At 73.7% G+C, this 26,587-nt stretch carries 26 protein-coding genes; 9 read left to right on the forward strand and 17 right to left on the reverse strand.

The window, feature by feature from the left end:
- Positions 1-35: 35 nt before the first annotated feature.
- The 4 genes from ligD (BMZ50_RS11300) to BMZ50_RS11315 all read right to left on the reverse strand — a co-directional run bounded on the left by ligD (BMZ50_RS11300) (position 36) and on the right by BMZ50_RS11315 (position 3,649).
- Complete coding sequence (gene ligD / locus BMZ50_RS11300; RefSeq protein WP_091324342.1) at positions 36-956, reverse strand: non-homologous end-joining DNA ligase; 921 nt, start codon at positions 954-956, stop codon at positions 36-38.
- Between the two features lie 7 nt (positions 957-963).
- Positions 964-1,932, reverse strand: a complete 969-nt coding sequence (gene ligD, locus BMZ50_RS11305; RefSeq protein ID WP_245753570.1) for a non-homologous end-joining DNA ligase — start codon at positions 1,930-1,932, stop codon at positions 964-966.
- A 1-nt stretch (position 1,933) separates the two neighbouring features.
- Positions 1,934-2,944, reverse strand: a complete 1,011-nt coding sequence (ku, locus tag BMZ50_RS11310) for a non-homologous end joining protein Ku (RefSeq protein WP_091324344.1) — start codon at positions 2,942-2,944, stop codon at positions 1,934-1,936.
- A gap of 129 nt (positions 2,945-3,073) precedes the next feature.
- Positions 3,074-3,649: a DUF1360 domain-containing protein gene (locus BMZ50_RS11315; RefSeq protein ID WP_091324346.1), complete on the reverse strand. Its 576-nt coding sequence runs from the start codon at positions 3,647-3,649 to the stop codon at positions 3,074-3,076.
- Between the two features lie 165 nt (positions 3,650-3,814).
- On the opposite strand from BMZ50_RS11315, the gene BMZ50_RS11320 reads away from it, so the two are divergent.
- Positions 3,815-4,243, forward strand: coding sequence for a hypothetical protein (locus BMZ50_RS11320; protein WP_091324347.1), 429 nt, complete (start codon positions 3,815-3,817; stop codon positions 4,241-4,243).
- Between the two features lie 34 nt (positions 4,244-4,277).
- Here the strand turns inward: BMZ50_RS11320 and BMZ50_RS11325 are convergent, their stop codons facing one another.
- Positions 4,278-5,204, reverse strand: a complete 927-nt coding sequence (locus BMZ50_RS11325) for a hypothetical protein (RefSeq protein ID WP_091324349.1) — start codon at positions 5,202-5,204, stop codon at positions 4,278-4,280.
- Positions 5,205-5,536: 332 nt separating this feature from the next.
- Between BMZ50_RS11325 and BMZ50_RS11330 the strand changes: the two genes are divergently transcribed.
- Positions 5,537-5,935 (forward strand): STAS domain-containing protein, encoded by a 399-nt coding sequence (locus BMZ50_RS11330; RefSeq protein ID WP_091324351.1) that lies wholly within the window; start codon positions 5,537-5,539, stop codon positions 5,933-5,935.
- A gap of 78 nt (positions 5,936-6,013) precedes the next feature.
- Here BMZ50_RS11330 and BMZ50_RS11335 read toward each other — a convergent pair whose 3' ends face one another.
- Positions 6,014-7,021 (reverse strand): DNA topoisomerase IB, encoded by a 1,008-nt coding sequence (locus tag BMZ50_RS11335; protein ID WP_245753571.1) that lies wholly within the window; start codon positions 7,019-7,021, stop codon positions 6,014-6,016.
- 398 nt (positions 7,022-7,419) lie between these two features.
- Between BMZ50_RS11335 and BMZ50_RS11340 the strand changes: the two genes are divergently transcribed.
- Together BMZ50_RS11340 and BMZ50_RS11345 are read left to right on the forward strand one after the other, a co-directional pair.
- The gene (locus BMZ50_RS11340) at positions 7,420-7,917 is read left to right on the forward strand and encodes an ATP-binding protein (RefSeq protein ID WP_091324353.1); all 498 of its coding nucleotides are present in this window, start codon (positions 7,420-7,422) and stop codon (positions 7,915-7,917) included.
- A complete protein-coding gene (locus BMZ50_RS11345; protein ID WP_091324356.1) occupies positions 7,914-8,885 on the forward strand; it encodes an RNA polymerase sigma factor SigF in 972 nt (323 codons plus the stop codon). The genes BMZ50_RS11340 and BMZ50_RS11345 overlap by 4 nt, the downstream gene beginning before the upstream one ends.
- A 105-nt stretch (positions 8,886-8,990) precedes the next feature.
- On the opposite strand, the gene BMZ50_RS11350 is transcribed toward BMZ50_RS11345, so the two are convergent.
- Positions 8,991-10,202 carry an SPFH domain-containing protein gene (locus tag BMZ50_RS11350; protein ID WP_091324359.1) on the reverse strand — a complete coding sequence of 404 codons (1,212 nt, stop codon included), beginning with the start codon at positions 10,200-10,202 and terminating at the stop codon, positions 8,991-8,993.
- Between the two features lie 49 nt (positions 10,203-10,251).
- Complete coding sequence (locus BMZ50_RS11355; RefSeq protein WP_091324361.1) at positions 10,252-10,695, reverse strand: NfeD family protein; 444 nt, start codon at positions 10,693-10,695, stop codon at positions 10,252-10,254.
- 83 nt (positions 10,696-10,778) lie between these two features.
- Here BMZ50_RS11355 and BMZ50_RS11360 point away from each other — a divergent pair, with 83 nt between their 5' ends.
- Complete coding sequence (locus tag BMZ50_RS11360) at positions 10,779-11,519, forward strand: hypothetical protein (protein WP_091324364.1); 741 nt, start codon at positions 10,779-10,781, stop codon at positions 11,517-11,519.
- A gap of 39 nt (positions 11,520-11,558) precedes the next feature.
- Here the strand turns inward: BMZ50_RS11360 and BMZ50_RS11365 are convergent, their stop codons facing one another.
- From BMZ50_RS11365 to fabG, 3 genes are read right to left on the reverse strand one after another with little or no spacing between them, the layout of a single operon-like run.
- Positions 11,559-12,686 (reverse strand): ferrochelatase, encoded by a 1,128-nt coding sequence (locus BMZ50_RS11365; RefSeq protein WP_091324366.1) that lies wholly within the window; start codon positions 12,684-12,686, stop codon positions 11,559-11,561.
- A 14-nt stretch (positions 12,687-12,700) separates the two neighbouring features.
- Positions 12,701-13,468: an enoyl-ACP reductase FabI gene (gene fabI / locus BMZ50_RS11370; protein ID WP_091324368.1), complete on the reverse strand. Its 768-nt coding sequence runs from the start codon at positions 13,466-13,468 to the stop codon at positions 12,701-12,703.
- Positions 13,468-14,172, reverse strand: a complete 705-nt coding sequence (fabG, locus tag BMZ50_RS11375) for a 3-oxoacyl-[acyl-carrier-protein] reductase (protein ID WP_091324370.1) — start codon at positions 14,170-14,172, stop codon at positions 13,468-13,470. The genes fabI and fabG overlap by 1 nt, the downstream gene beginning before the upstream one ends.
- A 236-nt stretch (positions 14,173-14,408) precedes the next feature.
- On the opposite strand from fabG, the gene BMZ50_RS11380 reads away from it, so the two are divergent.
- Entirely contained in the window at positions 14,409-15,224 is an 816-nt protein-coding gene (locus BMZ50_RS11380; RefSeq protein ID WP_245753573.1) for a type 1 glutamine amidotransferase domain-containing protein, read from the forward strand.
- A 238-nt stretch (positions 15,225-15,462) separates the two neighbouring features.
- Here BMZ50_RS11380 and BMZ50_RS11385 read toward each other — a convergent pair whose 3' ends face one another.
- A complete protein-coding gene (locus tag BMZ50_RS11385) occupies positions 15,463-16,155 on the reverse strand; it encodes an alternative oxidase (protein ID WP_143087156.1) in 693 nt (230 codons plus the stop codon).
- Positions 16,156-16,489: 334 nt separating this feature from the next.
- Here BMZ50_RS11385 and BMZ50_RS11390 point away from each other — a divergent pair, with 334 nt between their 5' ends.
- The 3 genes from BMZ50_RS11390 (at position 16,490) to BMZ50_RS11400 (ending at position 19,796) form a co-directional block, all read left to right on the forward strand.
- Positions 16,490-17,461, forward strand: a complete 972-nt coding sequence (locus BMZ50_RS11390) for a quinone oxidoreductase family protein (protein WP_091324378.1) — start codon at positions 16,490-16,492, stop codon at positions 17,459-17,461.
- Between the two features lie 308 nt (positions 17,462-17,769).
- A complete protein-coding gene (locus BMZ50_RS11395; protein WP_091324381.1) occupies positions 17,770-18,318 on the forward strand; it encodes a hypothetical protein in 549 nt (182 codons plus the stop codon).
- Entirely contained in the window at positions 18,315-19,796 is a 1,482-nt protein-coding gene (locus tag BMZ50_RS11400; protein ID WP_091324384.1) for a glycosyltransferase family 2 protein, read from the forward strand. The genes BMZ50_RS11395 and BMZ50_RS11400 overlap by 4 nt, the downstream gene beginning before the upstream one ends.
- Positions 19,797-19,845: 49 nt before the next feature.
- Here the strand turns inward: BMZ50_RS11400 and BMZ50_RS11405 are convergent, their stop codons facing one another.
- From BMZ50_RS11405 to BMZ50_RS11425, 5 genes are all read right to left on the reverse strand, one after another.
- Complete coding sequence (locus tag BMZ50_RS11405; RefSeq protein ID WP_091324386.1) at positions 19,846-20,802, reverse strand: VWA domain-containing protein; 957 nt, start codon at positions 20,800-20,802, stop codon at positions 19,846-19,848.
- Positions 20,799-21,818, reverse strand: a complete 1,020-nt coding sequence (locus tag BMZ50_RS11410; RefSeq protein WP_091324388.1) for a DUF58 domain-containing protein — start codon at positions 21,816-21,818, stop codon at positions 20,799-20,801. The genes BMZ50_RS11405 and BMZ50_RS11410 overlap by 4 nt, the downstream gene beginning before the upstream one ends.
- Positions 21,815-23,041 carry an AAA family ATPase gene (locus BMZ50_RS11415; RefSeq protein WP_177212756.1) on the reverse strand — a complete coding sequence of 409 codons (1,227 nt, stop codon included), beginning with the start codon at positions 23,039-23,041 and terminating at the stop codon, positions 21,815-21,817. Before BMZ50_RS11415 ends, BMZ50_RS11410 begins: the two co-directional genes overlap by 4 nt.
- A 431-nt stretch (positions 23,042-23,472) precedes the next feature.
- Positions 23,473-24,894 (reverse strand): C40 family peptidase, encoded by a 1,422-nt coding sequence (locus tag BMZ50_RS11420; RefSeq protein WP_245753574.1) that lies wholly within the window; start codon positions 24,892-24,894, stop codon positions 23,473-23,475.
- Between the two features lie 137 nt (positions 24,895-25,031).
- The gene (locus BMZ50_RS11425) at positions 25,032-26,567 is read right to left on the reverse strand and encodes an AMP-binding protein (RefSeq protein WP_091324390.1); all 1,536 of its coding nucleotides are present in this window, start codon (positions 26,565-26,567) and stop codon (positions 25,032-25,034) included.
- Between the last annotated feature and the right edge of the window lie 20 nt (positions 26,568-26,587).

Genomic DNA, 26,587 nt, shown 5'->3' on the forward strand with positions numbered 1-26,587 from the left:
CGAGCGCGCGAGGGGTGGGGAGGAGGGGTCCGTGTTCAGGCCGGCGGCAGGACGGCGCGCCGCGCGCCGGCGATGTCGAACAGGTCGCCGTACTCCTCGACGCGGGCGAGGACGTCCTCGGTGCGGAAGCGCAACGCGCCCGGATCGGCGCCGTCGAGCACCGCCTCCACCTCGTCCCAGCCGATCGGCGTGGACACCGGGGCATCCGGGCGGGCTCGCAACGAGTAGGGCGCGACGGTGGTCTTGGCCGGGTTGTTCTGGCTCCAGTCGACGAGCACCTTGCCCGGCCGCAGCACCTTCTCCATCCGCCACACGACCCGGTCCGGCGTCTCGGCGGACAGCTCCTGCGCCAGCTTCTTCGCGTACCGGCTCGGGTGCTCGCGGTCGCTCACCCGGATCGGCGCGTACACCTGCATGCCCTTGGACCCCGACGTCTTCACGACCGGGTCCAGACCGTCGTCGACCAGCCGCTCGCGCAACCGCTCGGCGACCCCGCAGCACTCCCGGATGCCGGCGTCCGGGCCGGGGTCGAGGTCCAGCACCAGCAGGTCGGGCAGCGCCGGCTGCAGCCGGCTCCCCACCTGCCACTGGGGCACGTGCAGCTCCAGCGCGGCCAGGTTCGCCGCCCAGGCCAGGTCGGCGACGGTCTCCAGGATCACCATGTCGAGGGTCTCCCGGCCCCGGGAGCTGCCCGGGCTGGGCACGGTCACCCGGCGCACCCAGTCCGGGGCGTGCCGGGCGCTGTTCTTCTCGAAGAACGCCGGCCCCTCCACGCCCTCGGGCCAGCGGGTGAAGGTGACCGGCCGCCCGGACAGGTGCGGCAGCAGCGCCCGGGCGATCCGGACGTAGTAGTCGATGACCTGCGCCTTGGTGAAGGAGACCTCGGGGAACAGCACCTTCTCCAGGTTGGAGACGTACAGCTGCCGCCCGTCCACGCGCACCAGCTGCCGGCTCACCGTGTCCTCACCACTCCTCCACCACGTCCTCCGCGGCGATGTCGTCGCGCAATCCGCGCCACGAGGGGTGCCGCAGCCGACCGTCGGCGGTCCAGACGGCGAAGGCCACCTCGCCCACCAGGTCGGGCTCGACCCAGCGGGCGTCGCGGATCACCTCCCGGGCGAGGCGGCCCTCGAACGGACAGGTCGGCCTCGGCGTGAACAACTCGGCCAGATCCCGCAGCGCCTGCGCGGTGAACCCGGTGCCCACGTGACCGGCGTAGACCAGCCGACCCGCGTCGTCGTGCACGCCGACCAGCAGCGACCCCACTCCCCCGGCCCGGCGTCCCAGGCCCGGCCGCCAGCCACCGACGACCACCGACTGGGTGCGGACGTTCTTGACCTTGAGCCACTCCGGGCCGCGCGAGCCGGGGCGGTAGGGCGAGTCCAGCCGCTTGGCGACCACTCCCTCGAGCCCGTTCTCCCGGCTCGCGGCGTGCACGTCGGCACCCCCGCCGCGGAACCAGGGGGTGGTGACCCAGCGGTGCCCGCCGGGCCCGAGCGCGTCCAGCCGGCGCCGGCGCTCCGCGTACGGCGCGTGCAGCAGGTCCTCCCCGTCCCAGGCCAGCAGGTCGAAGACGAGGTAGGTGACCGGCGCGGCGGCGGCCAGCCGGCGCACCTCCGGGCCGGTGCGGTGCATCCGGGTCTGCAGGGCACCGAAGTCGGGCCGGCCGCGGTCGTCGAGGGCCACCACCTCGCCGTCCAGGACGGCGTCGTGCCCGGCCAGCGCGTCGGGCAGGCGGGCCAGCTCGGGGTAGCGGACGGAGATGTCGGTGCCGCTGCGCGCCCAGAGGGTGAGGGCTCCGTCGTGGACGGCGGCGACCGCGCGGACGCCGTCCCACTTGAACTCGTAGCCCCACCGCCCGTCCTGCGCGGCCGGCGGCAGGTCGCCGGGGGTGGCGAGCATCGGCGCGGGCACCGGGACCGGCGCGGGCACGTCAGGCGGTGCGGCGGGCGCGCTTGGCCGGCTGCTTCCCCGTGGCGGTCGACTTCTTGGCGGCCGTCGTCTTCTTCGCCGTCGTCTTCTTCGCGGGCGTCGTCCTGGTCGCCGCCGCCTTCGTCGCCTTCGGGGCTGCCGTCGCCGTCGTTGCCGTCGCCTTCGGGGCTGCCGTCTTCTTCGCCGCGGTGGCCTTCCTGGCCGGCGCCTTCCGCGGCGTGCTCTCCGCCTCGGGCGCGCCGCCGCGGGCCTGCTCGACGCTGCGGCGCAGCGCGCTCATCAGGTCGACGACCGCGGCACCGGAGTCCGCCGTCTCGGGCAGCGGCTGCACCTCACCGCCGGTCTGCTTGGCCTCCAGCAGCGCCGCCATCGCCTCGCGGTAGTCGTCGGTGAACGCGGCGGGGTCGAACTCGCCGGTCATCGAGGAGATGAGCGCCTCTGCCATCTGCAGCTCCTGCGGCCGCACCGCGACGTCCTCGTCGAGGAAACCGAAGTCCGGCGTCCGGATCTCGTCCGGCCAGCGCATCGTGTGCAGCACCAGCACGCCGTCGCGGACCCGCAGCGCGGCCAGCGACTCCCGCTGCCGGATCGCGATCTTGGTGATCGCCACCCGGCCGGCGTTCTCCAGGGCGTCGCGCAGCAGCACGTAGGGCCGGGTCGCTGACGCGTCGGGCTCGAGGAAGTAGGTCTTCTCGAAGTGGATCGGGTCGATCTGGTCCTGGTCGACGAACTCCAGCACCTCGATCTCCCGCCGGGAGGTCAGCGGCAGCTCCTCGAAGTCCTCGTCGGTGAGGATGACCAGCTGGCCGTCGGGCAGCTCGTAGCCCTTGGCGATCTCGCTGTACTCGACCTCCTCACCGTCGATCGAGCAGACCCGCTTGTACTTCACCCGGCCGCCGTCGGTGGCGTGCACCTGGTGGAACCGGATGTCGTGGTCCTCGGTGGCGGTGTAGAGCTTCACCCCGATGCTGACCAGACCGAAGGACACCGCGCCGCGCCAGATCGACCGCATGCCGCACTCCTCCGAGAGACCCGTCCGGGACCGCGGGCGGGGAAGGCCGGGCGGTCAAGATCGCAGGATAGGTGCGCTCCGCGCACCGCGGCAGGCCGAGCGCCCCCTCTCTCCTCCGGACGGAGGACCTCACCGCACCCCGGCCGACTGCTCACCGGGCGCGTGTCCCACCCCGTTCTGGAGGGCGTCGTAGGCGAACTGCAGGACGTCGGAACCGGCGACCAGGGTCATCGTCAGCGCCGCCATCCGGGTCGCGCGCGGCGCGGTCGCGTAGCCCAGCACCAGCGCGGTGGCCACCCACTGCGCCAGGCAGAACGGGCAGGTGAGCAGCTCACCGACGGCGTGCTTCACCCCGCCGTGCTCGCGGACCTCCTCGGCGACCTCGGCGTGCCCCGACGGCCCCTGGAACGCGGTGAAGGGGGCCCGGAGCGGGCTGGTCACCGGGTCCTTCGCGATCCGCCGGGACAGCCGGAACGTGGCCACGGCCAGCAGCGCGACGTCCCCCGGTGGGATCCGCTTCGGCAGCTCCCGGCCCGAGGCCCGCACCGCGGCCACGCCGGCCGACACCAGGCCCAGGTACACGCCCATGGCCCCGAGATCCCCGCCGAGGGGGCGGGCCTCCCCCCGCGAGTACTCGCGCTTCTGGGTGCGGGCCCAGCGGCGGGCCGGGGCCGCGAGCCGCTGCACCTCCTGTGCGATTGCCATGGTGAGCGCGCTACCCACCCTTCCCGGCGCCCTACCGCGCGGCCCGCACCGATGCTGGGAGAACCCTCACGCATGGGCCCGGGAGCGGCGGGTAGGCGGGAGGCAGTCCGCGGCCGGCGTCCCGGCCGCATCGCGAGCACGCGGCTCACCGCACAGGAGGAACCCATGACGCAGTTCGAGCGCCGCCGGAGCGAGGGCGAGACCGCCCGCGACGTCTTCCCCGAGGAGGAGGGGATCCCCGACATCATCAACGACGACTCACCCACCCTGCATCGGACGGAGGACCCCCAGTTCGCCCCCGACCCCGGGCGCGACGAGCCCGGGGCCAGCGTCGACTACGGCACCACCGCCTTCGAGCAGTCCCAGGGCGAACCGCTGGACATCCGTCTGGGCCGCGAGGTGCCCGACGTGTTCCCCGACATCCGGCCCGCCGAGGACCCCGACCGCCCCCAGATGCAGCTGGAGCAGGACCTCGACACCGCCCCGGACACGGACTCCGGCACCAACCGGACCGCCGACGACGTCGAGGCGACCGCCGAGCAGGCGACCGGCGGTGAGGGCCCGGAGGAGGCCGCCGTCCATCCCCGCGACTGACCTGCGGTGGCCGGCCCCGCGGCCGGCCACCGCCTCAGGCGGTGTTCTCCGGTCTGTCCTCCAGCGCCATCCGCTGCGCGAACGAGCCGGCGGTGTCGAAGGTGAGGCGGTGCACCCGGTCGTAGGTGTGCTCGCTCTTGCGGACCACGGTCCGGCCGTGCAGCCACTCCGCGTCGTCGACCAGGTAGCCCTCGCCGGGCCCGTACAGGATCCGCGTGGCCGCGGCGTCGCTCGCGGCGATGAGGCCCGAGTCGTCCGGCCGGTCGTGGTAGCCGAACACCTCCTCGTAGGCCTCCATGTCCCACGGGACCTCGCGGCGGACCAGCCGCAGGCTCCGCGCCGCCCACTCCGGGCCGAACGCGACCGCGGCCAGCTCCCCCCACTCCGCCACCGACATCAGCAGCGAGGCGCCCTGCTGGTCCGGCGCCGGCTGGTGGAAGACGTTGAGCAGGTAGCGCCCCGGAAAGATGTCGGCGTGCAGCGGGAAGGAGCCGTCCTCACTGCCCGACCCCATGCCGATGGGCGCCTTCATGCCCGTGGTGTGGTGCGCCGAGGCCTCGACGACCGCCCCCTTCAGCGCCGCGAGGAGGGCGCTGATGTGCCGGCCGACCGGTTGGGTCATGCCGGTCAGGTGCGCCAGGCCCCCGTCCGGGACGACCCGCACCTGCCACAGCGATGCGCCCATCGCCCGGACCGCGGCGGCGACATCGGCCGGCAGCGCGTCGAGGTCGACGGTCTCGTCCGGCGGGGCGCCGAAGGACTCGTTGCGGTACCACTCCAGCGACTCCCACCGCGGCTGCGGCGGGTCGGCCGCCGCGAACGCCTCGAGGACCGGCACCCAGGCCGGGTGCCAGGTCATCAGCGGCCGGCCGAGGCGGGTCCCGACCGTGGTGAGGGCGGGGGTGCCCGCCGCCGGCACGACCAGCGCGGGCCGGCGCGCCACGAGCGGGGAGTGGTTCACGGGGCCTCCGGGAGGACGTCGGGACCGGCGTCGGCCGCGGTGTGCACCGCGGTGTGCACTGCGGTGCGGACCGTAACGGCACGCGGTGGTGCGAGTCAGCTCTCCACGCCCACGGCACCGGGAAACGCCCTCCGGGGCGGGGTGGCGTGCGGGAGAGCCGTTGTCTACGTTGGGGCGGCGGTTGAGCAGGCAGCCGTCGCCGTTCCGGATCGCGCGGACCGGGCCCGGGCACGGACGACGTGCGCGGGGCCGCCCGCACCGCACGATCCCGCAGCGGTAGATTGACCGAGCGGTCGTGCCGACGGGCACTGCCGTTGAGAGGAGCTCAGCCCGTGACCACATCCGACCTGCCTGCCGAAGGGCAGCCCGACGTGTCGACCGAGGGCACGGAGGCACCCTTCGACGACGTGATCACGCTCTCGACCTCCACCGGTCAGGACGGCGCGGTCACGGTGACGGTCGTCGGCGAAGTGGACACGTTCACCGCCCCCGTCCTGCGGTCGTCGCTCGACACCCAGCTCGAGCAGCAACCGAAGGAGCTCGTGATCGACCTCTCCGGCGTCCAGTTCCTCGGCTCCGCCGGGCTGGCCGTCCTGGTGGAGACGCAGAAGTCGGCCCGCTCCCGCGAGGTCGACCTCCGGCTGATCGCCACCACCCGGGCGGTCACCCGCCCGCTCGAGGTCACCGGTCTGATCGACCTGTTCACGATCGTGGACGGCACCGCTCGCTGACCTGCGTCCGGGTGCGCCCGGACACCGACGCACGGAGAAGGCCCCGCCACGTGGCGGGGCCTTCTCCGTGCGTGCCCGTCAGCCGGTGAGCATCGCGCAGACGGCGGCCTCCACGACCTCCTGCCGCGCGCGGTCGTCGGTGGCCCTGGCCGCCTCCGCCAGCGCGTCCGCGACCGTCTCCCCCTGCTCGAACCGGTCCACCACCCGCGGGTCGACGTAGCTGGCCCGGCACACCGCCGGCGTGTTGCCCAGCTGCTCGGCGACGGCCTTGTAGGCGGCGCTGACCGTCCTCTTCCGGGCGGTCCCGGTCCGCGGCTGCGGCGCCTCGGCGAGCCTCGCGGCCATGAGCACCGTGGCGCTCCAGGTGCGGAAGTCCTTCGCGGTCACCTCGGCATCGCTGATCTCCTTGAGGTACCCGTTGATCTCGTCGCTGGTGACGTCGTGCCAGGTGCCGTTCTCCAGCCGGTAGGCCAGCAGGTCCTCCCCCGCGTCGGCGGGCCGGGCGAGCAGCTTCCGGACGACGGCGGCCGTCGGCCGGTCCTTCACCTCGACCTCGCGTTCGAGGCCGCCCTTGGCGGTGTAGGAGAAGAAGGTGCGCTCCCCGCGCACGTGCACGTGGTCCCGCCGCAGCGTGGCCAGGCCGTAGGTGCCGTTGTCCTCCGCGTACTGCTCGCTGCCGACGCGGAAGTAGCCCAGGTCCAGCAGGCGGACCGCGGTGGCGAGCACCCGGTCGCGGGTGAGCCCGTCGGTGTCGATCGCGGCGAGGACCGCGTCGCGCACGTCTGGCAGCTGGGCGGCGATCTCCAGCACCCGCTCGTGCTTCTCCGCGTCCCGGCGGGCGCGCCAGGCGTCGTGATAGCGGTACTGCCGCCGGCCCGCGGCGTCCACGCCGGTGGCCTGGATGTGCCCGTTCGGCCAGGGGCAGATCCAGACGTCCTGCCACGCCGGGGGGATGGCCAGGGCCTTGACCCGGTCCAGCCGGTCGTCCTTGATCAGGACGCCGTCCTCGTCGTAGTGGGCGAACCCGCGGCCGGCGCGGCGGCGCCCCCAGCCGGGGCCGTGCACGTCGCTGCGGCGGAGTCTCACGCCCGGAGGATGGGCACCGGATCCGTTCCTCAAACAGGCCGCCGGTCAGCGCAGCCCGACCAGGCCGGCGTCGGGCAGCAGCGGGAGGAACGGCGGCAGCACCGAGCGCTGCACCTGCTCCCGGGTGCCCGCGTCCTCCTCGGGACGGGACTCCGGCGGCAGGCTCTCCCCGGCTGGCGTTCATCCGGCGCCAGGGAACAACACGCCCCAGGGCTCGGCAACCGCGCGCTCCCAGGCCCGACGTGGGGGTTTACCGCCCGGCTGCCGGGCTATATCGGCACCTCAGGATTCCCACCCCCCGCGCCCGCGCTCTCGGGCGAACGGTCGGGCAGGATGGATGACGACCTCGTGCCCGCGACCCGCGGCGGGAGGCGGCGACGATGAGGAGCGAACGACGGATGGCGGATTCGAGGGGTGCCCTCGCACACGACGGCCGGCGCGCCGAACGACTGGAGCTGCGGCTGCCCACCACCCCCACCCAGCTGCCCGCGGTGCGGGCCATGGCCGGCGACCTGGCCATCCGGATGGACTACGACCTCGACGCGGTGGAGGACCTGCGCCTGGCGGTTGACGAGGCCTGCGCCACGCTGGCCTCGATCGTCGCGGACGACCACCCGCTGACCGTCGTGTTCGAGACGACGCGGGCCGGCCTGCACATCGACGCGTGGGTGCCGACCACCGAGGGCACCGACGTTCCTCGCGACGGTTTCGGCTGGGCGGTGCTGCACACCCTGGTCGACAACGTCGAGGCCGGCCCGGCCACCCAGGCCTCCGTTCCGGCCGGGGACGGCACGTCCGGTCCGGTCGCGCTCATCTCGATGGACAAGTTCCTCCCGGGACAGCACCCGGACCAGTTGCTCGGCGGGGCGGGCCAGAACATCTCGGTCGCTCGGTGACCCGGGCGTCCGCCCCGAAGCCGACCACCGTCGAGGAGGACACCCTGCGCCACGACCAGTCCCCGCCCGCCCCCCACGGGGCGCAGGGGGAGCTCGCGCCGGACGAGCAGCCGGTCGAGGTCCCTGCCGTCACCCCGCGCGCACCCAGCCCGCGCCCCGCGGCCGACGAGGCCCCCGAACCCGACGCCGAGGCCGCCCCCGTGTCGGACAACCGGCGGCGGGCCGAGCGCACCGCCCCGCTGTTCGCCGAGCTGGCGACCCTGGAGAAGGACGACCCGCGCCGCGAGCGGCTTCGCGAGATCCTCGTCGAGGAGCACCTGCCGCTGGTACGGCACTTCGCCCGCCGGTTCAGCAACCGCGGTGAGCCGTTCGACGACCTGCTGCAGGTCGGCACGCTCGGCCTGATCGCGGCCATCGACCGGTTCGACCCGAACCGGGGCGTGGAGTTCCTGTCCTTCGCGGTGCCCACGATCACCGGGGAGATCAAGCGGCACTTCCGCGACCAGGGCTGGTCGGTACGGGTGCCGCGGCGGCTGCAGGAGCTGCACCTGTCGCTCAACGCCGCCGTGGGCGAGCTGGCGCAGAAGAACGGCCGCGCGCCGACGCCGTCGGAGCTGGCCGAGCACCTGGGCATCCCGCGCGCGGAGGTGCTCGAGGGCCTGGCCGTGGCCAACGCCTACCGGTCGAGCTCCCTCGACGAGCGGCTCTCGGGCGAGGACGACTCCCCCACCCTGGCCGCCACGCTCGGCGAGGAGGACGCCGCGCTGGAGGGCGTGGAGTACCGCGAGTCGCTGCAGCCGCTGCTGGCCACCATCCCGGCCCGCGAGCGTCGCATCCTGATCCTGCGGTTCTTCGGCAACATGACCCAGTCGCAGATCGCCGCCGACATCGGCATCTCGCAGATGCACGTCTCGCGGCTGCTGTCCCAGACGCTGGCCAAGCTCCGCGAAGGACTGCTCAAGGACTGAATCCCTCGTCGGCCTACCGGTCGACACCGCCACCGGGTGCCGTCCCCGACCGGGCTGAGCCGCTGCCCAGGCCCCGGTCGGGGACTCCCGCAACCAGGTGTCTCGTCAGCGGGCGGGTGGCTCGGCCCCGCCGTCCTCCGCCTGGCCGGCCACCTCCTCGGCCGCCTGGTGCAGCGACGGGGTGGCCGGCATCTCCGGCGTCGGGACGCTCGGCGCGATGTCCGCGATGCTGGTCAGCTCGATCTTCGCCTCCGGCTGGTCGGCCGCCGGCGGCAGCGCCGACTCGAACCACCCGCTGGTGTCCATCTCCGCGGTGGGGCGGGCCGCCGGCGCGCCCGTCCCGCCGTCCGGGGACGACCCGACGTCCATCCACGACCGGCCCTCACCGGCCCCGCCCAGGTTGGCCAGGCCCTCCAACGCCTTGCTGAACTCGCTCGGGACGATCCACATCTTGTTCGCGTCGCCCTGCGCGATCTGCGGCAGCGTCTGCAGGTACTGGTAGGCCAGCAGCCCCTGGTCGGGCTTGCCGTCGTGGATCGCCTGGAACACCGTCTCGATCGACTTGGCCTGGCCCTGGGCCTGCAGGAACAGCGCGGCCCGCTCACCCTCGGCGCGCAGGATCCGGCTCTGCCGCTCGGCCTCGGCCTCCAGGATGGCCGCCTGCTTGCGACCCTCGGCGGAGAGGATCGCCGAGGCCTTCTCGCCCTCGGCGGTGGTGATCGCCGACTGCCGCGCACCCTCGGCCTGCAGGATGATGGCGCGCTTGTCGCGGTCGGCGCGCATCTGCTTCTCCATCGAGTCCTGGATGGACGGCGGCGGGTCGATCGCCTTGATCTCCACCCGCGCCACCCGCAGCCCCCACGGGCCGGTGGTGCCGTCGAGGACCTCGCGCAGCTGACTGTTGATGCCGTCCCGCCCGGTCAGGGCGCCCTCGAGGTTCAGCCCGCCCACCACGTTGCGCAGGGTCGTGGTGGTCAGCTGCTCCATGCCGGTGATGTAGTTCGCGATGCCGTAGACGGCCAGCCGCGGGTCGGTCACCTGGAAGTAGACGACGGTGTCGATGCCCACCTGCAGGTTGTCGGCGGTGATCACCGGCTGCGGCGGGAACGAGATGACCTGCTCACGCAGGTCGATGGTGGCCCGCACCCGGTCCACGAAGGGCACCAGGAGCGACAGCCCCGGGGAGAGCGTGCGGCTGTACCGCCCCAGCCGCTCGACCACCTTGGCCTGCGCCTGCGGGACGATCGTCAGGCTCTTCGCCAGGACGATCACCACCAGCAGGGCGATCACGATGAGGGCGATCAGTGCGGGCTCCACGGGTTTTCCCTTTCGTTGGAGAAGCGGGCCCGGACGGGCCGGGGGTGGGTCACTGCAGCTCGAGCGCATCGCCGACGACGGCCGTGGCCCCGTCGACGTGGAGGATGCGCACGGTGGCGCCCACGGGGAACCGGTCGGCGTCGAACTGGCTGCGGGCGCTCCACTCGTCGGCGCCCAGCCGGATGCGGCCGCCGTGCCCGTCGACGGCGCGGGTCACCTGCGCCGTCCGGCCGATGACCGTGGCGACGCCGTCGACCTGCTCGGGCGTCCGCTGGGTGAGGTGGCGCTTGGCGAGCGGGCGGACGAGGAACAGCAGCAGCGCCGAGACGACGGCGAACGCGGCCAGCTGCAGCGCCACGGGTCCACCGAGCAGCGCGACGGTCATCCCGCCCAGCGCGCCGCCGGCGAACATGAGCAGCACGAGATCCAGGCCCGCCATCTCCCCGGCGGTGAACAGGCCCGACGCAATCAGCCACAGCAGCCAGGCGTCCACCCCTCCACTCTGGCAGACCCGGACCGCTCGGTGATGGCTCGCCACATCGTCATCCGCCCGGGACGGCGGCATAGCCTCGCTGGGTGCACGACTTCCCCGCTGGCCGGTTCGCCGCCTGGGCGACCGCCTGGCTCACCGGCCGCAGCTCCTACGACGAGGCGCTGGACGCCCTGCTCGGCGACACCGCCCACCGGGTGGTGGGCCTGCCCGGCACCACCGAGGCGGTGCCGCTGGGCTGGGCGCTGACCGCGCTGCGCGGCCTCGGGGAGCACCGGTTCCGGCTGGTGCTGCCCGTGCCCGGCGACGTGCGCGGGATCCCGCGCGTACCGGGGCTGACCGAGCTGGCGCTGGAGGCCGGGCAGCTGGCCGTGGGCGAGCGGCTGGCCCTGGTGCCGGAGCCCCTCGGGCCCGAGGTGGTGCAGTGGACGGCGGTCGTGCTGGACGGCGCCCCGCCGGTGCCCCCGCCGGTGGAGGGGAGGCTGCGCGCGGTGTCCGGGGCGCTCGACCTCGCCGTCGGGGACGCGGCCCGCACCCTGGCCGAGCTGGACCTCGCCCGCTGGCACCCCGAGGTGCCGGCCCTGCTCGCCGGGCTGGCGAGGCCCGGCCGTGCGACGGGGCTGCCGGCCGATGCCGACCCGCTCGCGCTCTCGCTGCTCGCCCGGGCGCAGCGGCTGGCGAAGGTGCTCGACCTGGCCCTGACCGACGCCCCGGGCGGGGCGGTCAACCACCGGCAGGCCGCCGCCCGCGACGAGGCGCTGCGCCCGCTGTCCGACGCGGTCCGCGAGGCGGTCACCGCCGCGTTCAACGGGGAGCCGCGCTCCTGACCTGACCACTGTCCGAGCGAGCAGGGGCGGGCCGCGTCCTCAGGCCGTCGGACGGGCCGGCCGCGCGACGTGGCAACAGCTCGCCGGGCAGGCGGTGCCCAGCCTCGGCGGGCCGCCGGCGCGGCGCTCCTGCACCAGCTCGCGGACCGCGGCGACGAACGCGGGGTGGGTGCCCGCCGTGCCGGCCCGGGCGAACGCCAGGCCCAGCTCCTCGGCGGTCTGCCGCGCCTCGTGGTCGAGGTCCCAGATCACCTCGAGGTGGTCGCTGACGAACCCGATCGGGAAGAGCACGACGGCCCGCTCCCCCGCCGCGGCCAGCGCCCGCAGGTGGTCGTTGACGTCGGGCTCCAGCCACGGCATCGACGGCGGGCCGCTGCGGCTCTGCCACACCAGGTCGAAGCGCCGGCCCGGGACGGTGGCGTCGACGACCTTCTGCGCGGCGACCGTCAGCTCGGCCTCGTAGGCGTGGCCCGGCGGACCGGCCACCTCGGCCATCGCGACCGGGATGCTGTGCGCGGTGGCGACCAGCCGGGCGGTGTCACGGACATCCTCGGGCAGCGACGCCAGCGCCGCGGCGAGCGCCTCGGCGTTGGCCCGCAGGAAACCGGGGGCGTCGTAGTAGTGCGGCAGCTTCTCCGCGGTCGGCGCTCCGGGGCCGAACGCGGCGCGGGCCCGGGCCACGTCCTCGTGGTACTGCCGGCAGCCCGACGCCGAGGCGTAGGCGGAGGTGGCGAAGACGTAGGCGTGCTCGATGCCGTCCTCGGCCATCTGCCGCCAGGTGTCCTCGACGTAGGGCGCCCAGTTGCGGTTGCCCCAGTACACGGGCAGGTCCACCCCGGCCGCGGCCAGATCCGCCTCGATCGCGGCGATCAGCGCCTTGTTCTGGTCGTTGATCGGGCTGACCCCGCCGAAGTGGTGGTAGTGCTCGGCGACCGCCGCGAGCCGCTCGCGCGGGATGCCGCGGCCGCGGGTGACGTTCTCCAGGAACGGCAGCACGTCCTCGGGGCCCTCCGGCCCGCCGAAGGAGAGCACCAGGAGCGCCTCCCGCCGTCCCGGCGGGGCGGGCTCGGCCGACGGCGGGACGCCGCCATTGTTGCGCACCGCCAGCGAGGGCTCCTCGTCGGGGCGCTGACCCGCGTGGATGTCGACGTCGGACGCCAACGGCATGACCGGCTCTCGCCCTACACGCCCACGGCGTGGAAGCCACCGTCGACATGGACGATCTCGCCGGTCGTGGCGGGGAACCAGTCCGACAGCAGGGCGACGACGGCCTTGCCGGCGGGCTCGGTGTCGGTGACCGACCAGCCGAGCGGGGCGCGGGTCTCCCACGCCTGCTCGAACTGCTTGCTCCCCGGGATCGACTTCATCGCCATGCTGCGCAGCGGCCCCGCGGCGACCAGGTTGACCCGCACGCCCTCGGGGCCGAGCTCGCGGGCGAGGTAGCGGGAGGTGGACTCCAGCGCCGCCTTGGCCGCGCCCATCCAGCCGTAGACGGGCCAGGCGACGGTGGCGTCGAAGGTGAGCCCGACGACCGACGACTGCTCCTTGAACAGCGGGCGGCAGGCCTGGGTGAGCGAGGCCATCGACCAGGTGGACACCTGGAACGCCGTCGCCGCGTGCTCCCACGCCACCTCGGGGAAGCCGTCGCCCATCGCCTCCTGCGGCGCGAAACCGATGGAGTGCACGACGCCGTCGAGGGTGTCGACGTGCTCGCGCAGCCGGTCGGCCAGCGTGGCCAGGTGCTCGGTGTTCGTCACGTCCAGCTCGACGACGGGCGCCTCCTGCGGCAGCCGCTTGGCGATCCGCTGGCACAGCGACAGGGCGCGGCCGAAGTTCGACAGGACGACGGTGGCGCCCTGCTCCTGCGCGATGCGAGCGGTCGCGAACGCGATCGACGCCTCGGTGAGGACCCCGGTGACCAGGACCGTCTTGCTCTCGAGAATGCCCATCAGTGCCCCATCCCCAGTCCGCCGTCGACCGGGACGACCGCCCCGGTGATGTAGCCGGCCGCGTCGCTCGCCAGGAAGCGCACGACACCGGCGATCTCCTCCGCCGAGGCGTAGCGGCCCAGCGGCACCTGCCCGAGGATCTCCTGCTGCCGCTTCTCCGGCAGCTCCGCGGTCATGTCGGTCTCGACGAAACCGGGCGCCACCACGTTGGCGGTGATGCCGCGGCTGCCCAGCTCGCGGGCGATCGAGCGGGCCAGGCCCACCAGGCCGGCCTTGCTCGCGGCGTAGTTGGTCTGCCCGGCCGAGCCGAGCAGCCCCACGACCGAGGAGATGAAGATCATCCGGCCCGAGCGGGCCCGCACCATCTTCGCCGAGGCCCGCTTGGCCACCCGGTAGGCGGCGGTGAGGTTGGCGTCGAGGACGTCGGTGAAGTCCTCCTCCTTCATCCGCATGAGCAGCCCGTCGCGGGTGATGCCGGCGTTGCTCACCAGCACCTCCACCGGCCCCTGGTGCTCCTCCACCTCGCCGAACGCCCGGTCGACGGCCTTCGCGTCGGTGACGTCGCAGTGCACGCCGAACAGCCCGTCGGGTGCGCCGCTGCCGCGGTGGGTCACCGCCACCCTGTCGCCCTGCTCGGCGAAGGAGCGGGCGATCGCCAGCCCGATGCCTCGGTTGCCACCGGTCACCAGCACTGATCTGCCCACGGACCACTCCCCTACCGACCGCCTGTGTCGGCGTCGAACCTATCCGGTGGGCCCAGGTCACACCCGGCTGCGTCCGGTTCGCCCGCTGCAACCGTGGTGAAGCGCGCTGACGCGGCATGCCTGTCGAGTGAGGACGGACGAGCCGGGCGACGAGCTGGTCACGCTTCGGTTCGCCCGGGGACGTGTCCGGCTGGCGGGTGTGGGTACCCCACTCACCGCTGAGCAGCCTGCCAGGCATGAACAGCTCTTGGGCGCCCCTGACCGAGGCCTCCGCTGCCAGGGAGTTCCGCCATCTCTGCGGCGCCATCGAGCGACAGGGGGACGACATGCCCACCAGACGCCGGCTCAAGGGCCGCACGATCGCCACCCTGGCGGCCGACGGCTTCGAGAAGGTCGAGCTGACCATTCCGATGCGCGCCCTGAAGGCAGCCGGCGCCAGGGTCGACGTCGTGTCCCTACGGCGCGGACGGATCCGCGGCGTGAATCTGCACATGCCGGCCAGCCGGGTCCGCGTGGACAAGGAGATCAGCGAAGCCGATCCGGGCGACTACGACGGCCTGCTGCTACCCGGCGGGTTCATCAATCCCGACCTGCTCCGGCAGTCCGCCCCGGCACGGGCGTTCGTTCGCGCGTTCGCCGCGACCGACAAGCCCATCGCCACCCTCTGCCATGGGCCGTGGGTACTCGCCTCGGCGGGACTCCTGGACGGACGGACCGTCACCTCCTGGCCCGGGATCCGCGACGATCTGGTCAACGCCGGCGCCACCTGGCTCGATCAGGAACTCGTCCGGGACCGGAACCTCACCACCAGCAGAGGGCCCCAGGACATGGCGGCCTTCGTCCCCGGAATGCTCGATGCCTTCGCCAAGACCGCGCCGGAGCCGGCGACGACAGCACCGCGTCGTCAATCGGATCCGCCGCGCGACGCACCCGTCGGCTGGGCCGTCGCCGCGCTGCGGTGGTCGCCGAAGCCGTCAGCCGCCGCCGTGGTGGGCATCGGCTTGGCCGCTGCCGCCCAGCGCGCCCTGCGTGGCCCGGCTGCGCAGAGCTGACAGACGCGGGCGCCAGCTCGTGCCGAGTGATGCCGTCGCCGGTGGCGGAGGCCTGAGAGCCACCAGGTCGATCAGCCGCCGGTCGCGGGGCACGAGCCGGCCGGGTTCGCCGGCCATGCGGGCACGCATCGCCGCGCTGAACGAGATCGTCCGGCTGACCGCGTAGCCCGTGCCGGCCACCGCCGCGGCTGGGAGGTCCGCGGATCGAGGCGGGGGACGCCTTCGGGGCGGCGGGGCGTCACCGTGCGCGGGTCAGGCGGTCGAGGCTGATCCGCTTGTGCACCCCTTCGTCGTCACCGATCTGACGGAGAACGTCCGCGAGGGAGTCGTACGTGCCGTACTCAGGAGCGGCCAGGGACTGGAACGGCCTGTCGTCCCACTCCGGGTGCTCGGCGACGAACTGGGCGTACTCGTGCTCGGCGTGGTCTTCGATGTCTGCGTTGAACCGGTAGGCCCAGGACGGCCTGAACACGCGCATCAGCCAGAACTGCTGGTACACGGCGAAGGCGATCAGCTGCGGAAGGAGCCGGAAGCGCAACCAGCTCTCCTGTCCTCCCTCGGCGGCCTCGAGCTCATCGAGGATCAGCACGTGCCACTTCTCGTTGTCCTGCTCCGCCCGGTCGACCTCGACGGTGTCGTGCAACTGGCGGGCGCGGGCGCTGCGCTCCTGCAGCTTGCCGGCGAGGTAGTAGGCAGCCTGTTCCCAGGCCTGGTAGGCAACCCGGTTGATGATCTCCAGGGCGCGGAATTTCGGCACGCTGCGCCCCCGGCCGAAGACGACGTCCTCCAGCCGGAACAGCAGCCGGGCCGGGATGCCGTACCGGAGGCGGGGCGAGTGGAGGGTGTTCTCCTGCCACTGACGGCGCTGCGCGGGGGTGAGCGATCGCATGGCGCCGTGCGGGCGGGCTTCGGCGGGTATGGGCTCCGACACGGCCGCCCCCTAGCAGGCTCCGCGGTTGTGCCACCGCGGAGCCTGACGCAGTGGCGGTGATGCGCCGCTCCGTCCGTGGCGGCCGCCTCCACCAACATGTCCCGGCCGGCTGATCGACGCACTCGGTAGAACAACCGATCTCGGCGGCCGGACGGCGCCGCGACGGAAGGGAGCTACGGGGCGGGCTCCAGACCGACGTTCAGCCCGCTGCGGGGAGACAGCCGGCCGGGCGAAGTGGTTCGGCCGCATTCGGGGCTCCCTCGCCTCCGCCCGACAGGACGAGTTGACCCGGCTCCTTGGTGCGGATCGTGGACCGGCCCCTAGCCTGACCTGCATGCGTGCCGTGCAGATCACCCGCTTCGGCGGGCCCGAGGTACTCGACGTCGTCGACCTGCCCGAGCCCGAGCCGGGCGACGGCCAGAAGCTCTACGACGTCTCCACCGCCGGCATCAACTTCGCCGACACCCACCAGATCGAGAACTCCTACCTCTCGGCGCAGACCCTCCCGCTCACCCCGGGCGCGGAGTTCGTCGGCACCCCGTCCGGCGGCGGGCAGCGGGTGGTCGGGCTGCTCGACGGCGGCGGCTACGCCGAGAAGGTCGTCGCGCACGACTTCCTCACCTGGGCGGTGCCCGACGGTGTCACCGACGAGCAGGCGCTCGCCGTCGTCCTGCAGGGCGCCACCGCGTGGCACCTGCTGCGCACCAGCGCCCACCTGGTGGCCGGGGAGACCGTCGTCGTCATCGCAGGCGCGGGCGGGGTGGGCTCGCTGGCCATCCAGCTGGCCCGGCGCTGGGGCGCCGGGCGGGTGATCGCCACCGCCTCCAGTCCGGAGAAGCGGGCGCTCACCGAGGAGCTCGGCGCCGACGTCTCGGTCGACCCCGCCCTGGCCGACGACGACCCCACGGGCTTCACCGCGGCCCTGCGCGAGGCCAACGGCGGCCGGCCGGTCGATGTCGTGCTGGAGATGACCGGCGGGCACGTGTTCGACGGCTCGCTGGCGGCGCTGGCACCGTTCGGCCGGCTGGTCACCTACGGCATGGCGAGCCGGACGCCGCCGCAGCCGGTGAACCCGACCTCCCTGATGGCCACGAGCCGCGCGGTGATCGGGTTCTGGCTGGCCCACTGCATGCGCCGACCGGAGATGATGGACGCCGCGCTGGGCGAGCTGCTGCCGCTGGTCGCCGAGGGGGCGCTACGCCCGGTGATCGGCGGCCGCTACCCGCTCACCGCCGTCCGCGAGGCGCACCAGGACCTGCGCGCCCGCCGCACCACCGGCAAGCTCGTCCTCGACCCCACCCGCTGAGGCGAGAGGCTTTCCGCGGAACGCCCTCATCCCCCGGCCCCGTAGCGAAGCGTGACGGCGGTCTCACCCTGTACGGGTGTTGCGTTCGCCCCTTCCGGTGACGGACCCCCGATGCCCGCGGGTGATCGCTACGTTGGGTGACGGTCGCAGTCGGGGGAGCGCGTCCGGAGTCGTCCTCCCGTGCGGTCATCCGATCGAACACGGGGGAAGTCGTGCCACGACGCACACTCAGATCCGGCGCAGTCGCCGTCGGGGTCTCCATCGCCGCAGTCACCGGTCTCACCGGCTGCTCCTGGGCGGACCTCGGCATGAGCCCGGGGATCACCATGGACGCCGCCCACGACGAGGCCACGTCCACCGAGGAGGCCACCGAGGAGGTGGTCACCGAGACCGCGGAGGCCGCGGCCGTCTCTCCGGCGCGCCCGGCCGGGGAGCTCGACAGCGGCTCGGTCACCCACTCGCTCGCCGCCGGCGACCGTTCGGTGGTCATCGACTACTGGACCGCCCAGGAGGCCAGCACCTGGACGGCGGAGGATGCCAAGACCGTCCAGCTCTCCGCGCACGTCGAGGGCGGCGAGAATGCCACGGTCATCACCGTCACCCGCTTCGTGACGACGGCCGACGACGGCGCCTCCCGCACCGTCGTGGCCGAGGACCGCGGGGAGTTCGCGCTCACCCCGCCATTCAGCTACACGACCGCGTTGAGCCTGCCGGAGTCGTCGACCGACGCGACCTCGGTGACCCTGTACGTGCAGTTCGACCTTCTGGTCGAGACCGAGCCGGGGTCCGAGCGCTTCTACCGCCAGACGGTGCTCGACACCCTCGAGCTCCCGCTCCTCCAGGAGGACCCCCAGTGACGCAAGTCGTTCTGCACGGCATGCGGCGGGCGACCGACCGCGTGCACCTCCTGCCCCGCGGCGTGCAGGACGTCCCGGACATCAGCTCCCTCGTCCCCGCCGAGTTCGGCGGGGGTCAGGCCACCGACGAGCGCCGGCACGCGACGATCAGCTGCATCATCCCCGCCTACAACGAGGAGTCGACGATCGCCGACGTCCTCACCTCGCTGCTGGGGCAGACCCGGCCGCCGGACGCGATCCACGTGATCGTCAACAACACCGACGACGACACCGTGGAGATCGCCGAGCAGTTCAGCGGCGAGCACCTGCGGATGATCAAGAGCGAGCCGTTCACCACCCGCGTGCACGTGCACGACATCGGGGAGAACCCCGACAAGAAGGTCGGCGCGCTCAACTTCGGCTACTTCGTCAGCCGCGGACACGACTACGTCCTCGGCGTCGACGGCGACACGACCCTCGAGCGGCGCTGCCTCGAGTGGCTGGAGAAGGAGATGGTCAGCGACCCGCGCATCGGCGGGCTGTCGGCCATCTACACCTTCGACAAGTCCCGGGTGAAGGGCGCGATGGCCCGCTACCTGGTCGCCGGCCAGCGGGCCCAGTTCGCCGGGTTCAACATGGACAACCTGGTGCGCGGCCGGAACATGGCCGTGCTCGGTGGCCAGTGCAGCCTGTTCAGCATGCGGGCCCTGGAGTCGATCATGTACCGCAACCACCAGGCCGCGCCCTGGGTCCGCGACTCCGAGGTCGAGGACTCCAAGCTCTCCCTGCAGATCAAGGACGCCGGGTTCAGCACGAAGATCAGCGCCCGGGCGCGGGCCTTCGTGGGCCCGATGACCACCCTGCGGGCGCTGCACGGCCAGCAGGTGAAGTGGAACTTCGGCGGCATCGACCTGCTCTGGCCCGGTCAGCGCGGGGACACCAAGGGCCAGCCGCTGCACCCGAACCTGCGGCTGCGCTGGTACGAGAACGTCTCGATGTTCTTCAACATCACCACCCGCATGGCCTTCCTGCTCCTGCTGGCCGCGGCGCTGTCGATCGACGCCTTCGTCTTCAACCCGATCTGGCTGATCCCACCGGTGGTGGCCACGCTGCTCAACCTGCGGATCGCCGCGTCGATGCACGACAAGAGCGCGTCGGACATCTTCTATGCCCTCCTGTTCTTCCCCGCCGAGATGTACATGTGGGTCCGCATGGGCCACTTCATGACGGCGTGGGTGCAGTTCTTCGCCCGTGTGGAGAAGGACAACTGGGCCGCGCAGGCCGCCGCGGAGCGGGGCCGGGGATCGGCCTACGTCTTCCCGGCGATCTGTGCCATGGCGACCTTCCTCGTGCTGATCTTCGCCTGGAGCCAGCAGAGCATCGGGGTGCAGTCGGCGATCCTGTCGGTGGGCTGGCCGGTGCTCTACCTGATCACCGTGCTGCAGACCCTCTTCATGCTGAAGAAGCTGCTCCGCCGCCAGCGCGGCTTCACGGTCTGACCCGGAGCGGAGTGGATTCGTGCGCGTGACGCGCACGAATCCACTCCGCTCACAGCAGGCGGTTGGTCCAGAGCAGGCTCAGGACGACGCCGAGCAGGGCGAACAGCACCCCGCCGCGGACGAACCAGTAGCTGACGTCGCGGGGCTCGGTGGTGTAGCCGATCTGGCTGCCCAGGTCCTCGTAGACCTGCTCGAGCTCCGCGGCGCTGGCCGCCTCGCTGTAGCTGCCCCCGGTCTTGTCGGCGATCTCCTCCAGCGTCGCCCGGTCCACCGGCACCGGCACCCGCTCGCCGTCGAGGTCGAGGGTGCCGTAGTCGGTGCCGAAGGCGATGGTCGAGACCGGGATGCGGGCGTCGACGGCGGCGTTGACCGCCTGGGTGTCGTCGCGGCCGACGGTGTTGTAGCCGTCGGACAGCAGCACGATCCGCGCCGGTGGCAGGTCCTCCTCGCTGCTGTCCAGCGACGCCTGGAAGTTCTCGATCGCGGTCAGCGAGGTGAACACCGCCTCGCCGATCGCCGTCGACTCGGCCAGGTCCAGGTTGTCGATCGCGCTGCGCACCTGGCCGCGGTCGGTCGTCGGGGTCACCAGCGTGGTGGCGGTGCCGGCGAAGGAGACCAGGCCCAGGTTGATCCGCTCGGGCAGGACGTCGACGAACTCCTTGGCCGCCTTCTGCATCGCCTCGAAGCGGCTGGGCTCGATGTCGGTGGCCTGCATCGACAGCGAGATGTCGACGGCCATGACCACCGTCGCCCGTTCCCGCGGCACCCGCACCTCGGTGCTCGGCACCGCCAGCGAGATGATCAGCGCTCCGAGCGCCAGCGCGACCAGCCCGAAGGCCACGTGCCGCCGCCACCCCGGCCGCTTGGGGACGATGCTGCCCAGCAGGGCGACGTTGGTGAAGCGCGCCGCGTAGGCCCGCCGCCGCAGCTGGAGCACCACGTACAGCACGACCAGCGCCACGACGGCGAGGAGGCCGAGCAGCCACAGCGGGGCCTGGAAGGTCATCGAACGGCTCCCTGGCTGCCGGCGCGCCGGCGCTCGGCGACGTAGCGGACGACGTCCATCAGCCAGTCGCGGTCCGTGCGCAGCTGCAGGTGCCCGGCGCCGGCGCGGCGCAGCGCCCGGGCGACGGCCTGCCGCTGGGCGGCCGCCCCGGCAGCGAAGCGGGCGCGGAACTCCGCGTCGCCGGTCGGCACCTCGAGGGTCTGGCCGGACTCGGGATCGACGACGGTCAGCAGCCCGACGTCGGGCAGCTCCAGCTCCCGGGGGTCGACGACCTCGATGGCGAGCAGCTCGTGCCGCCCGGCCAACCCGCGCAGCGGGCGCTCCCAGTCGCTGTCGCCCAGGAAGTCGGAGACGACGACCACCAGGCCGCGGCGGCGCGGTGGCCGGCGCAGGCTCTCGAGGGCCATGGCGAGATCACCCCGCCGTCCCCCGGCCGCCCGCGGGGTGGCGACGACGGACCGCAGCAGCCGGTCGGCGGCCAGCCGCCCGGCCATGGCCGGGTAGCGGTCGACCCGCTCGCCGGTGGTGACGACGGCGCCCAGCCGGTTGCCGCCGCGGACGGTGAGATGGCTGACCGCGGCCAGCCCGGCGATCGCCAGGTCTCGCTTCTGGCAGGCGGCGGTGCCGAAGTCGAGGCTGGCCGAGAGGTCCACGACCGCCCAGGTCTCCAGCTCGCGGTCGGCGATCGTCTGGCGCACGTGCGGCACCTGGGTGCGGGCGGTCACCGGCCAGTCCATCCGCCGGACGTCGTCGCCGGGGTGGTAGGTGCGCGAGTCGCCGGCCTCCGTGCCTGAGCCGGGGACGAGCCCGAGGTGGTCACCCTGCAGCAGCCCGTCGAGCCGGCGGCGGACCGTCAGCTCCAGCCGCTGCAGGAGGACGTCGGCCGGCCCCTCGGCGAAAGCCGGCGGCGCACCGTCGCCGGCGCCCGGGTCGATCCCGGAGCCGGGGGTCGGGGCGTGCTCGGGCGGCGCCGCGGCGGGCTGCCCGGCGGCGGCCGAGCGGCGGCGGAGGATCACGCCTGCTGGGGCCCGCGGGCGTAGCCGTTCGCGGCGGGCTCACCCTGCGGCCCCGCGCCGGGGTGGCCCGAGGGCACCGGCCCCTGCGGGCCCGGGCCCGGCTGGCCGTAGGCCGGCGGCCCGAACTGCGGGCCGGCCTGCGGTCCGAAGGACGGGACGCTGGGCCCGCCGGGAGCACTCGGGCCGAAGCCGTCGGCCCGCTGCCGCGGCGTGACCTGCGGCAGCGGCACGGTCTGCAGGATGCGCTTGACCACGTGATCGGCCGGCACCCCGTCGGCGAGCGCGTCGTAGGAGAGCACCAGCCGGTGGCGGAGCACGTCGACGGCGATGTCGAGCACGTCCTGCGGCAGCACGTAGTCCCGGCCGCGGACCAGGGCCAGCGCCCGGCTGGCCGCGATCAGGCCGAGGGAGGCGCGGGGGCTGGCGCCGTAGGACACCCACGAGGCGACGTCGTCCATGCCGTGCTCGCGCGGGGCGCGGGTGGCCACGACGAGGCGGACGACGTAGTCGACCAGGGCGTGGTGGACGAACACCTGCGAGGTGGTGTGCTGCATGCGGCGGAGGTCCTCGGGGCCGAGCACCGTCTCGGCCACCGGCGGGATCGCGCCCATCCGGTAGATGATCTCCCGCTCCTCCTCCGGGGTCGGATAGTCGACGAGCACCTTCATGAGGAAGCGGTCGCGCTGGGCCTCGGGCAGCGGGTAGACGCCCTCGGACTCGATGGGGTTCTGGGTGGCCAGCACGAGGAAGGGGTCGGGCAGCGGGTGGGTGACCCCGCCGATGGAGACCTGCCGCTCGGCCATGACCTCCAGCAGCGCCGACTGGACCTTGGCCGGCGCGCGGTTGATCTCGTCGGTGAGGACGAAGTTGGCGAAGACCGGGCCGAGCTCGGTGTCGAAGGCGTCCTGCCCGGCCTTGTAGATGCGGGTGCCGATGATGTCGGCCGGCACCAGGTCGGGGGTGAACTGGAGACGGGCGAACTTCCCGCCCACGACGGTGGCCAGCGTCTCCACGGCGAGGGTCTTGGCCACGCCGGGCACGCCCTCGAGCAGCACGTGCCCGCGGGCCAGCAGCGACACCAGCATCCGCTCGACGAGGCGGTCCTGGCCGACGATCACGCGCTTGATCTCGAACAGGACCCGCTCCAGGCGGGCCGCGTCGACCGACGGCGGCACCGGCTGCGCGGCGCTGGTCTCGACGGGCGTGCTGGCGGCGCTGGTCACGCGGCCTCCTCGCTGGTGCTCGTCGCCCGCGTGCCCAACGGTGCTGGGCTCATCGGTTCGCTCGCAGGCTCGCTCACAAGGCTCCCTGGTCGTGCCGTTCCGCGGCCTCCGGGAGGCCGGTGCCGGGCGGAGCGCCCGTCCCTGCGCCAGTGTCCTACACGTTCCTGTGCGGGGGCTGTGCTCGGCGTCGGAGGAGGGCGGTGCGTCGCGGGCGGCGCACCGCGGCGGGACCGTGCGTCGCGGGCGGCGCACCCGGGCGGGACCGTGCGCCGCGGCGACGCGCCCGGGCACCGCGCGGCGCATGCAGACCCCTGCCCCCGAGGGCGGCGTGGCTGATAGCCTCCATACCGCGTCGGGCAGCTCCCCCCGTGGCTGCCCGACGCCTTTTCCTGCCGGCGCCGACCGGCCGCCCCGAGGGTGAAATCCCCGGCTCAGCCCGTGGGTCGCACCGCGCCGAAGTAGTCCGCGCCGAAGCGCATGGACGAGACCTTCACGAGGTCGCCGCTCTGCGGCGCCTCGATCATCTGGCCGCCGCCCAGGTAGAGCGCCACGTGGTAGATCGACGTGTACTCCGGACCGGAGGCCCAGAACACCAGGTCGCCCGGCTGGAGCCGGTCGGCGGCGACGGTCGCGCCGCGGAAGCGCCAGTACTGGTCCCGGCTGGTGCCGCCGATGGCGATGCCGGCCCGCGCGTAGGCGTACTCGGTCAGCCCGGAGCAGTCGAAGCCCACGATGTGCTGGTCGGGGTCCAGGCCCGCGGTGGGGCCGGAGCTGCCGCCGCCGCCCCAGCTGTAGGGCAGGCCGCGCTGCGACTGCGCGGCGGCGATCGCGGTCTGCACCGCCGACCCGGACGGCGCGCCCGCGGTCGTGCCGGGGCCGGCGGACCCACCCGCGACGCTGCCCGACGACGCCCCCCGGGGGGTGGAGGTCCCGGCCGGGGAAGAGGAGGTCCCGGCCGGGGAGTTGGTGGCCCCGGCCGAGCTGCCGGACCGGCCGGCCGGCGGGCGGGACGCTGCCGCCGCGGCCGCGGCGGCAGCGGCGGCGGCCGCCCGCTGGGCGCCCTCGAGCCCGTACAGGGTCTGCTGGGCGGCGGCGAGCTCGGCCTCCCAGGCGCCCCGCTGGACGGCGAGGTCCGCGGCCTGGGCACGGGCGGCGAGCTCCTGCTCGCGCGCCTGCGCGAGCGCCCCGGCGGCCTCCGCCTCGAGCGCGGCGGCGGCCTCGACCGCCGCAGTCGCTGCGGCTGCGGCGGCCGCGGCCTGCTGCTCGAGCACGGTCAGCCGGTCGACGACGTCGACCCGGTGCCGGCCGGCCGCCTCCAGCAGGGCGGCGCGCTCGATGAGCTGCGCCGGGCCGTGGGCACTGACCAGCGCGGCGGCCCCGGGTGCGGTGCTGCCCTGCATGTAGCTGGACCGCGCGAAGGCGGCGACCTCGGCGCGGCCGCCGGCGAGGTCCGCCTCGGCCTGGGTCGCCGCCGCGGCGGCCACGTCCGCCTCGGCGCGCGCCGTCTGGAGGCCGGCCTGGCGCTCCTCGTACTCCTGCAGCGCGATCTGCGCGGTCTGGTGCGCGGCCGCGGACGCGGCCTCGGCCTGCGCGAGCTGGGCGCCGATCGCGCCGACCTGGGCGGCCGCGGCGTCCCGGGCGGCCCGCGCGTCGACGACCTCGGCCCCGGTGGGGGCGGCGGCGGCCATCCCCGGGACGGCAACGGCGGCGACCAGCGTCGCGATCGCCGCCCCGACGGCCCGGAGGACCCACCGGGGCACCGGCCCCCGGGCATGGATGTGCCGCCCGCCCGCACCGCTGTCCACGAATCCGACCTCCCCGCGCGCGGCGACGTCCCGAGGGGACGTCGCCACGCGACCCGTCACTGCCCGCGCCCTGACGGGCGCTCACTGTGACGGGGATCGACGGGATCGGCCGGTGGATTGAGCGGGCCCTCCCCCTTCCGGGTGAGCCCGGCATGGCCCCTTCCCGAGGCCGGGAAGGGTGCCTCTCAGTGCACCTGGCGGTCCGAGGCCGACCAGAAGTCCTCGCGCAGCTTGAACTTCTGGATCTTGCCGGTGGCGGTGCGGGCGATCTGGTCCCGGAACTCCACCCGCTTGGGCGCCTTGTAGTGGGCGATCCGGGCCCGGCAGTGGGCGATGATCTCCTCCGGCGTCGCCGTCTGCCCCTCGGTGAGGACCACGATCGCGGTCACCATCTCGCCCCACTTGTCGTCGGGGACGCCGATGACCGCGACCTCCGCGACCGCCGGGTGGCTGAAGACGGCGTCCTCCACCTCGATCGAGGAGACGTTCTCGCCGCCGGTGATGATCACGTCCTTCTTGCGGTCGGAGATGGTGAGGAAGCCACCCTCGTCGATCGAGCCGCCGTCGCCGGTGTGGAACCAGCCGCCGTCCAGCGCCTCGGCCGAGGCGTCGGGGTTCTGCCAGTAGCCGGTCAGCACGGTATTGCCCCGGGCCAGCACCTCGCCGCTGTCGCTGACCCGCAGCCGGGTGCCGAGGCCCGGCACGCCGGCCCGGGACAGCCGCTTGGCCCGCTCCTCCGGCTCGAGGTCGTCGTACTCGGCGCGGGGCCGGTTGATGGTGAGCAGCGGCGCGGTCTCGGTGAGCCCGTAGATCTGGTTGAACTCCCAGCCGAGCTGGGCCTCGACCCGGGCGATGGTGCGCGAGGGCGGCGGGGCGCCCGCGACGATGATCCGCACCCGGTCCCGGCCCGGGATCTCGCCATCCCAGTCGGCCGCGGCGTCCAGCACGGCGTTCCACACCGCCGGCGCGCCGGCCATCACGGTGACCCCGTGCTGCTCGACCCGGCGGAGGATCTCCGCGCCGTCGACCTTGCGCAGCACCACCTGGCGGGCGCCGACGCCGGCCATCGTGTAGGGCAGCCCCCAGCCGTTGCAGTGGAACATGGGCAGCGTGTGCAGGTAGACGTCGCGGTCGCTGACCTGCATGTGCATGCCGAACGTCACCGCGTTGACCCACTCGTTGCGGTGGGTCATCTGCACGCCCTTGGGCCGGGCCGTGGTCCCGCTGGTGTAGTTGATGGTGGCGGTGGCGTTCTCGTCCGGCTGCGACCACGGCACCGGTTCGGTGTCGTACCGCAGCAGCTGCTCGTACTCCTCACCGGTGGTGAACCGGTGCTCGGCGTCCACGCCCTTGAGCGCGGCCTCCAGCTCCGGGTCGACCAGCAGCACCCGCGCGCCGCAGTGGCCGACGATGTAGCTCACCTCCTCCGGCGAGAGCCGGAAGTTGATCGGGACGGCGACCCGCCCGGACGACGGCAGGGCGAGCAGGCACTCCAGCAGCCGGCCGGCGTTGTGGCTCACGATCGCGACCCGCTCGCCCTCCCCCACGCCGAGCGCGTCCAGCCCGGCTTGCAGGGCGCGGCCGCGGCGGGCGACCTCCCGGTAGGAGACCTCGCCGAGCGACGGCGCGGGCTGCGTGGGTTCGTCGACGATGCCGATCCGGTCTCCGTAGACGAGCTCGGCGCGGTCGAGGAAGTCGCTGGTGGTCAGGGGCACGTTCATGACGGCTCCAAGGTCCTCGG

Origin of the sequence: Geodermatophilus ruber (assembly GCF_900114385.1) — a bacterium.
Classification (GTDB): Bacteria; Actinomycetota; Actinomycetes; order Mycobacteriales; family Geodermatophilaceae; genus Geodermatophilus; species Geodermatophilus ruber.

Excerpts from the sequence above, each read along its gene's own strand:
- BMZ50_RS11405 (WP_091324386.1), bottom strand. The coding sequence starts at position 20,802 with ATGACCTTCCAGGCCCCGCTGTGGCTGCTCGGCCTCCTCGCCGTCGTG.
- BMZ50_RS11320 (WP_091324347.1), top strand. The coding sequence starts at position 3,815 with ATGACGCAGTTCGAGCGCCGCCGGAGCGAGGGCGAGACCGCCCGCGAC.
- BMZ50_RS11390 (WP_091324378.1), top strand. The coding sequence starts at position 16,490 with ATGCGTGCCGTGCAGATCACCCGCTTCGGCGGGCCCGAGGTACTCGAC.
- BMZ50_RS11425 (WP_091324390.1), bottom strand. The coding sequence starts at position 26,567 with ATGAACGTGCCCCTGACCACCAGCGACTTCCTCGACCGCGCCGAGCTC.
- BMZ50_RS11340 (WP_091324353.1), top strand. The coding sequence starts at position 7,420 with ATGGCGGATTCGAGGGGTGCCCTCGCACACGACGGCCGGCGCGCCGAA.
- fabI (WP_091324368.1), bottom strand. The coding sequence starts at position 13,468 with ATGGGCATTCTCGAGAGCAAGACGGTCCTGGTCACCGGGGTCCTCACC.
- BMZ50_RS11315 (WP_091324346.1), bottom strand. The coding sequence starts at position 3,649 with ATGGCAATCGCACAGGAGGTGCAGCGGCTCGCGGCCCCGGCCCGCCGC.
- BMZ50_RS11395 (WP_091324381.1), top strand. The coding sequence starts at position 17,770 with ATGAGCCCGGGGATCACCATGGACGCCGCCCACGACGAGGCCACGTCC.
- BMZ50_RS11380 (WP_245753573.1), top strand. The coding sequence starts at position 14,409 with ATGAACAGCTCTTGGGCGCCCCTGACCGAGGCCTCCGCTGCCAGGGAG.
- BMZ50_RS11365 (WP_091324366.1), bottom strand. The coding sequence starts at position 12,686 with ATGCCGTTGGCGTCCGACGTCGACATCCACGCGGGTCAGCGCCCCGAC.
- ku (WP_091324344.1), bottom strand. The coding sequence starts at position 2,944 with ATGCGGTCGATCTGGCGCGGCGCGGTGTCCTTCGGTCTGGTCAGCATC.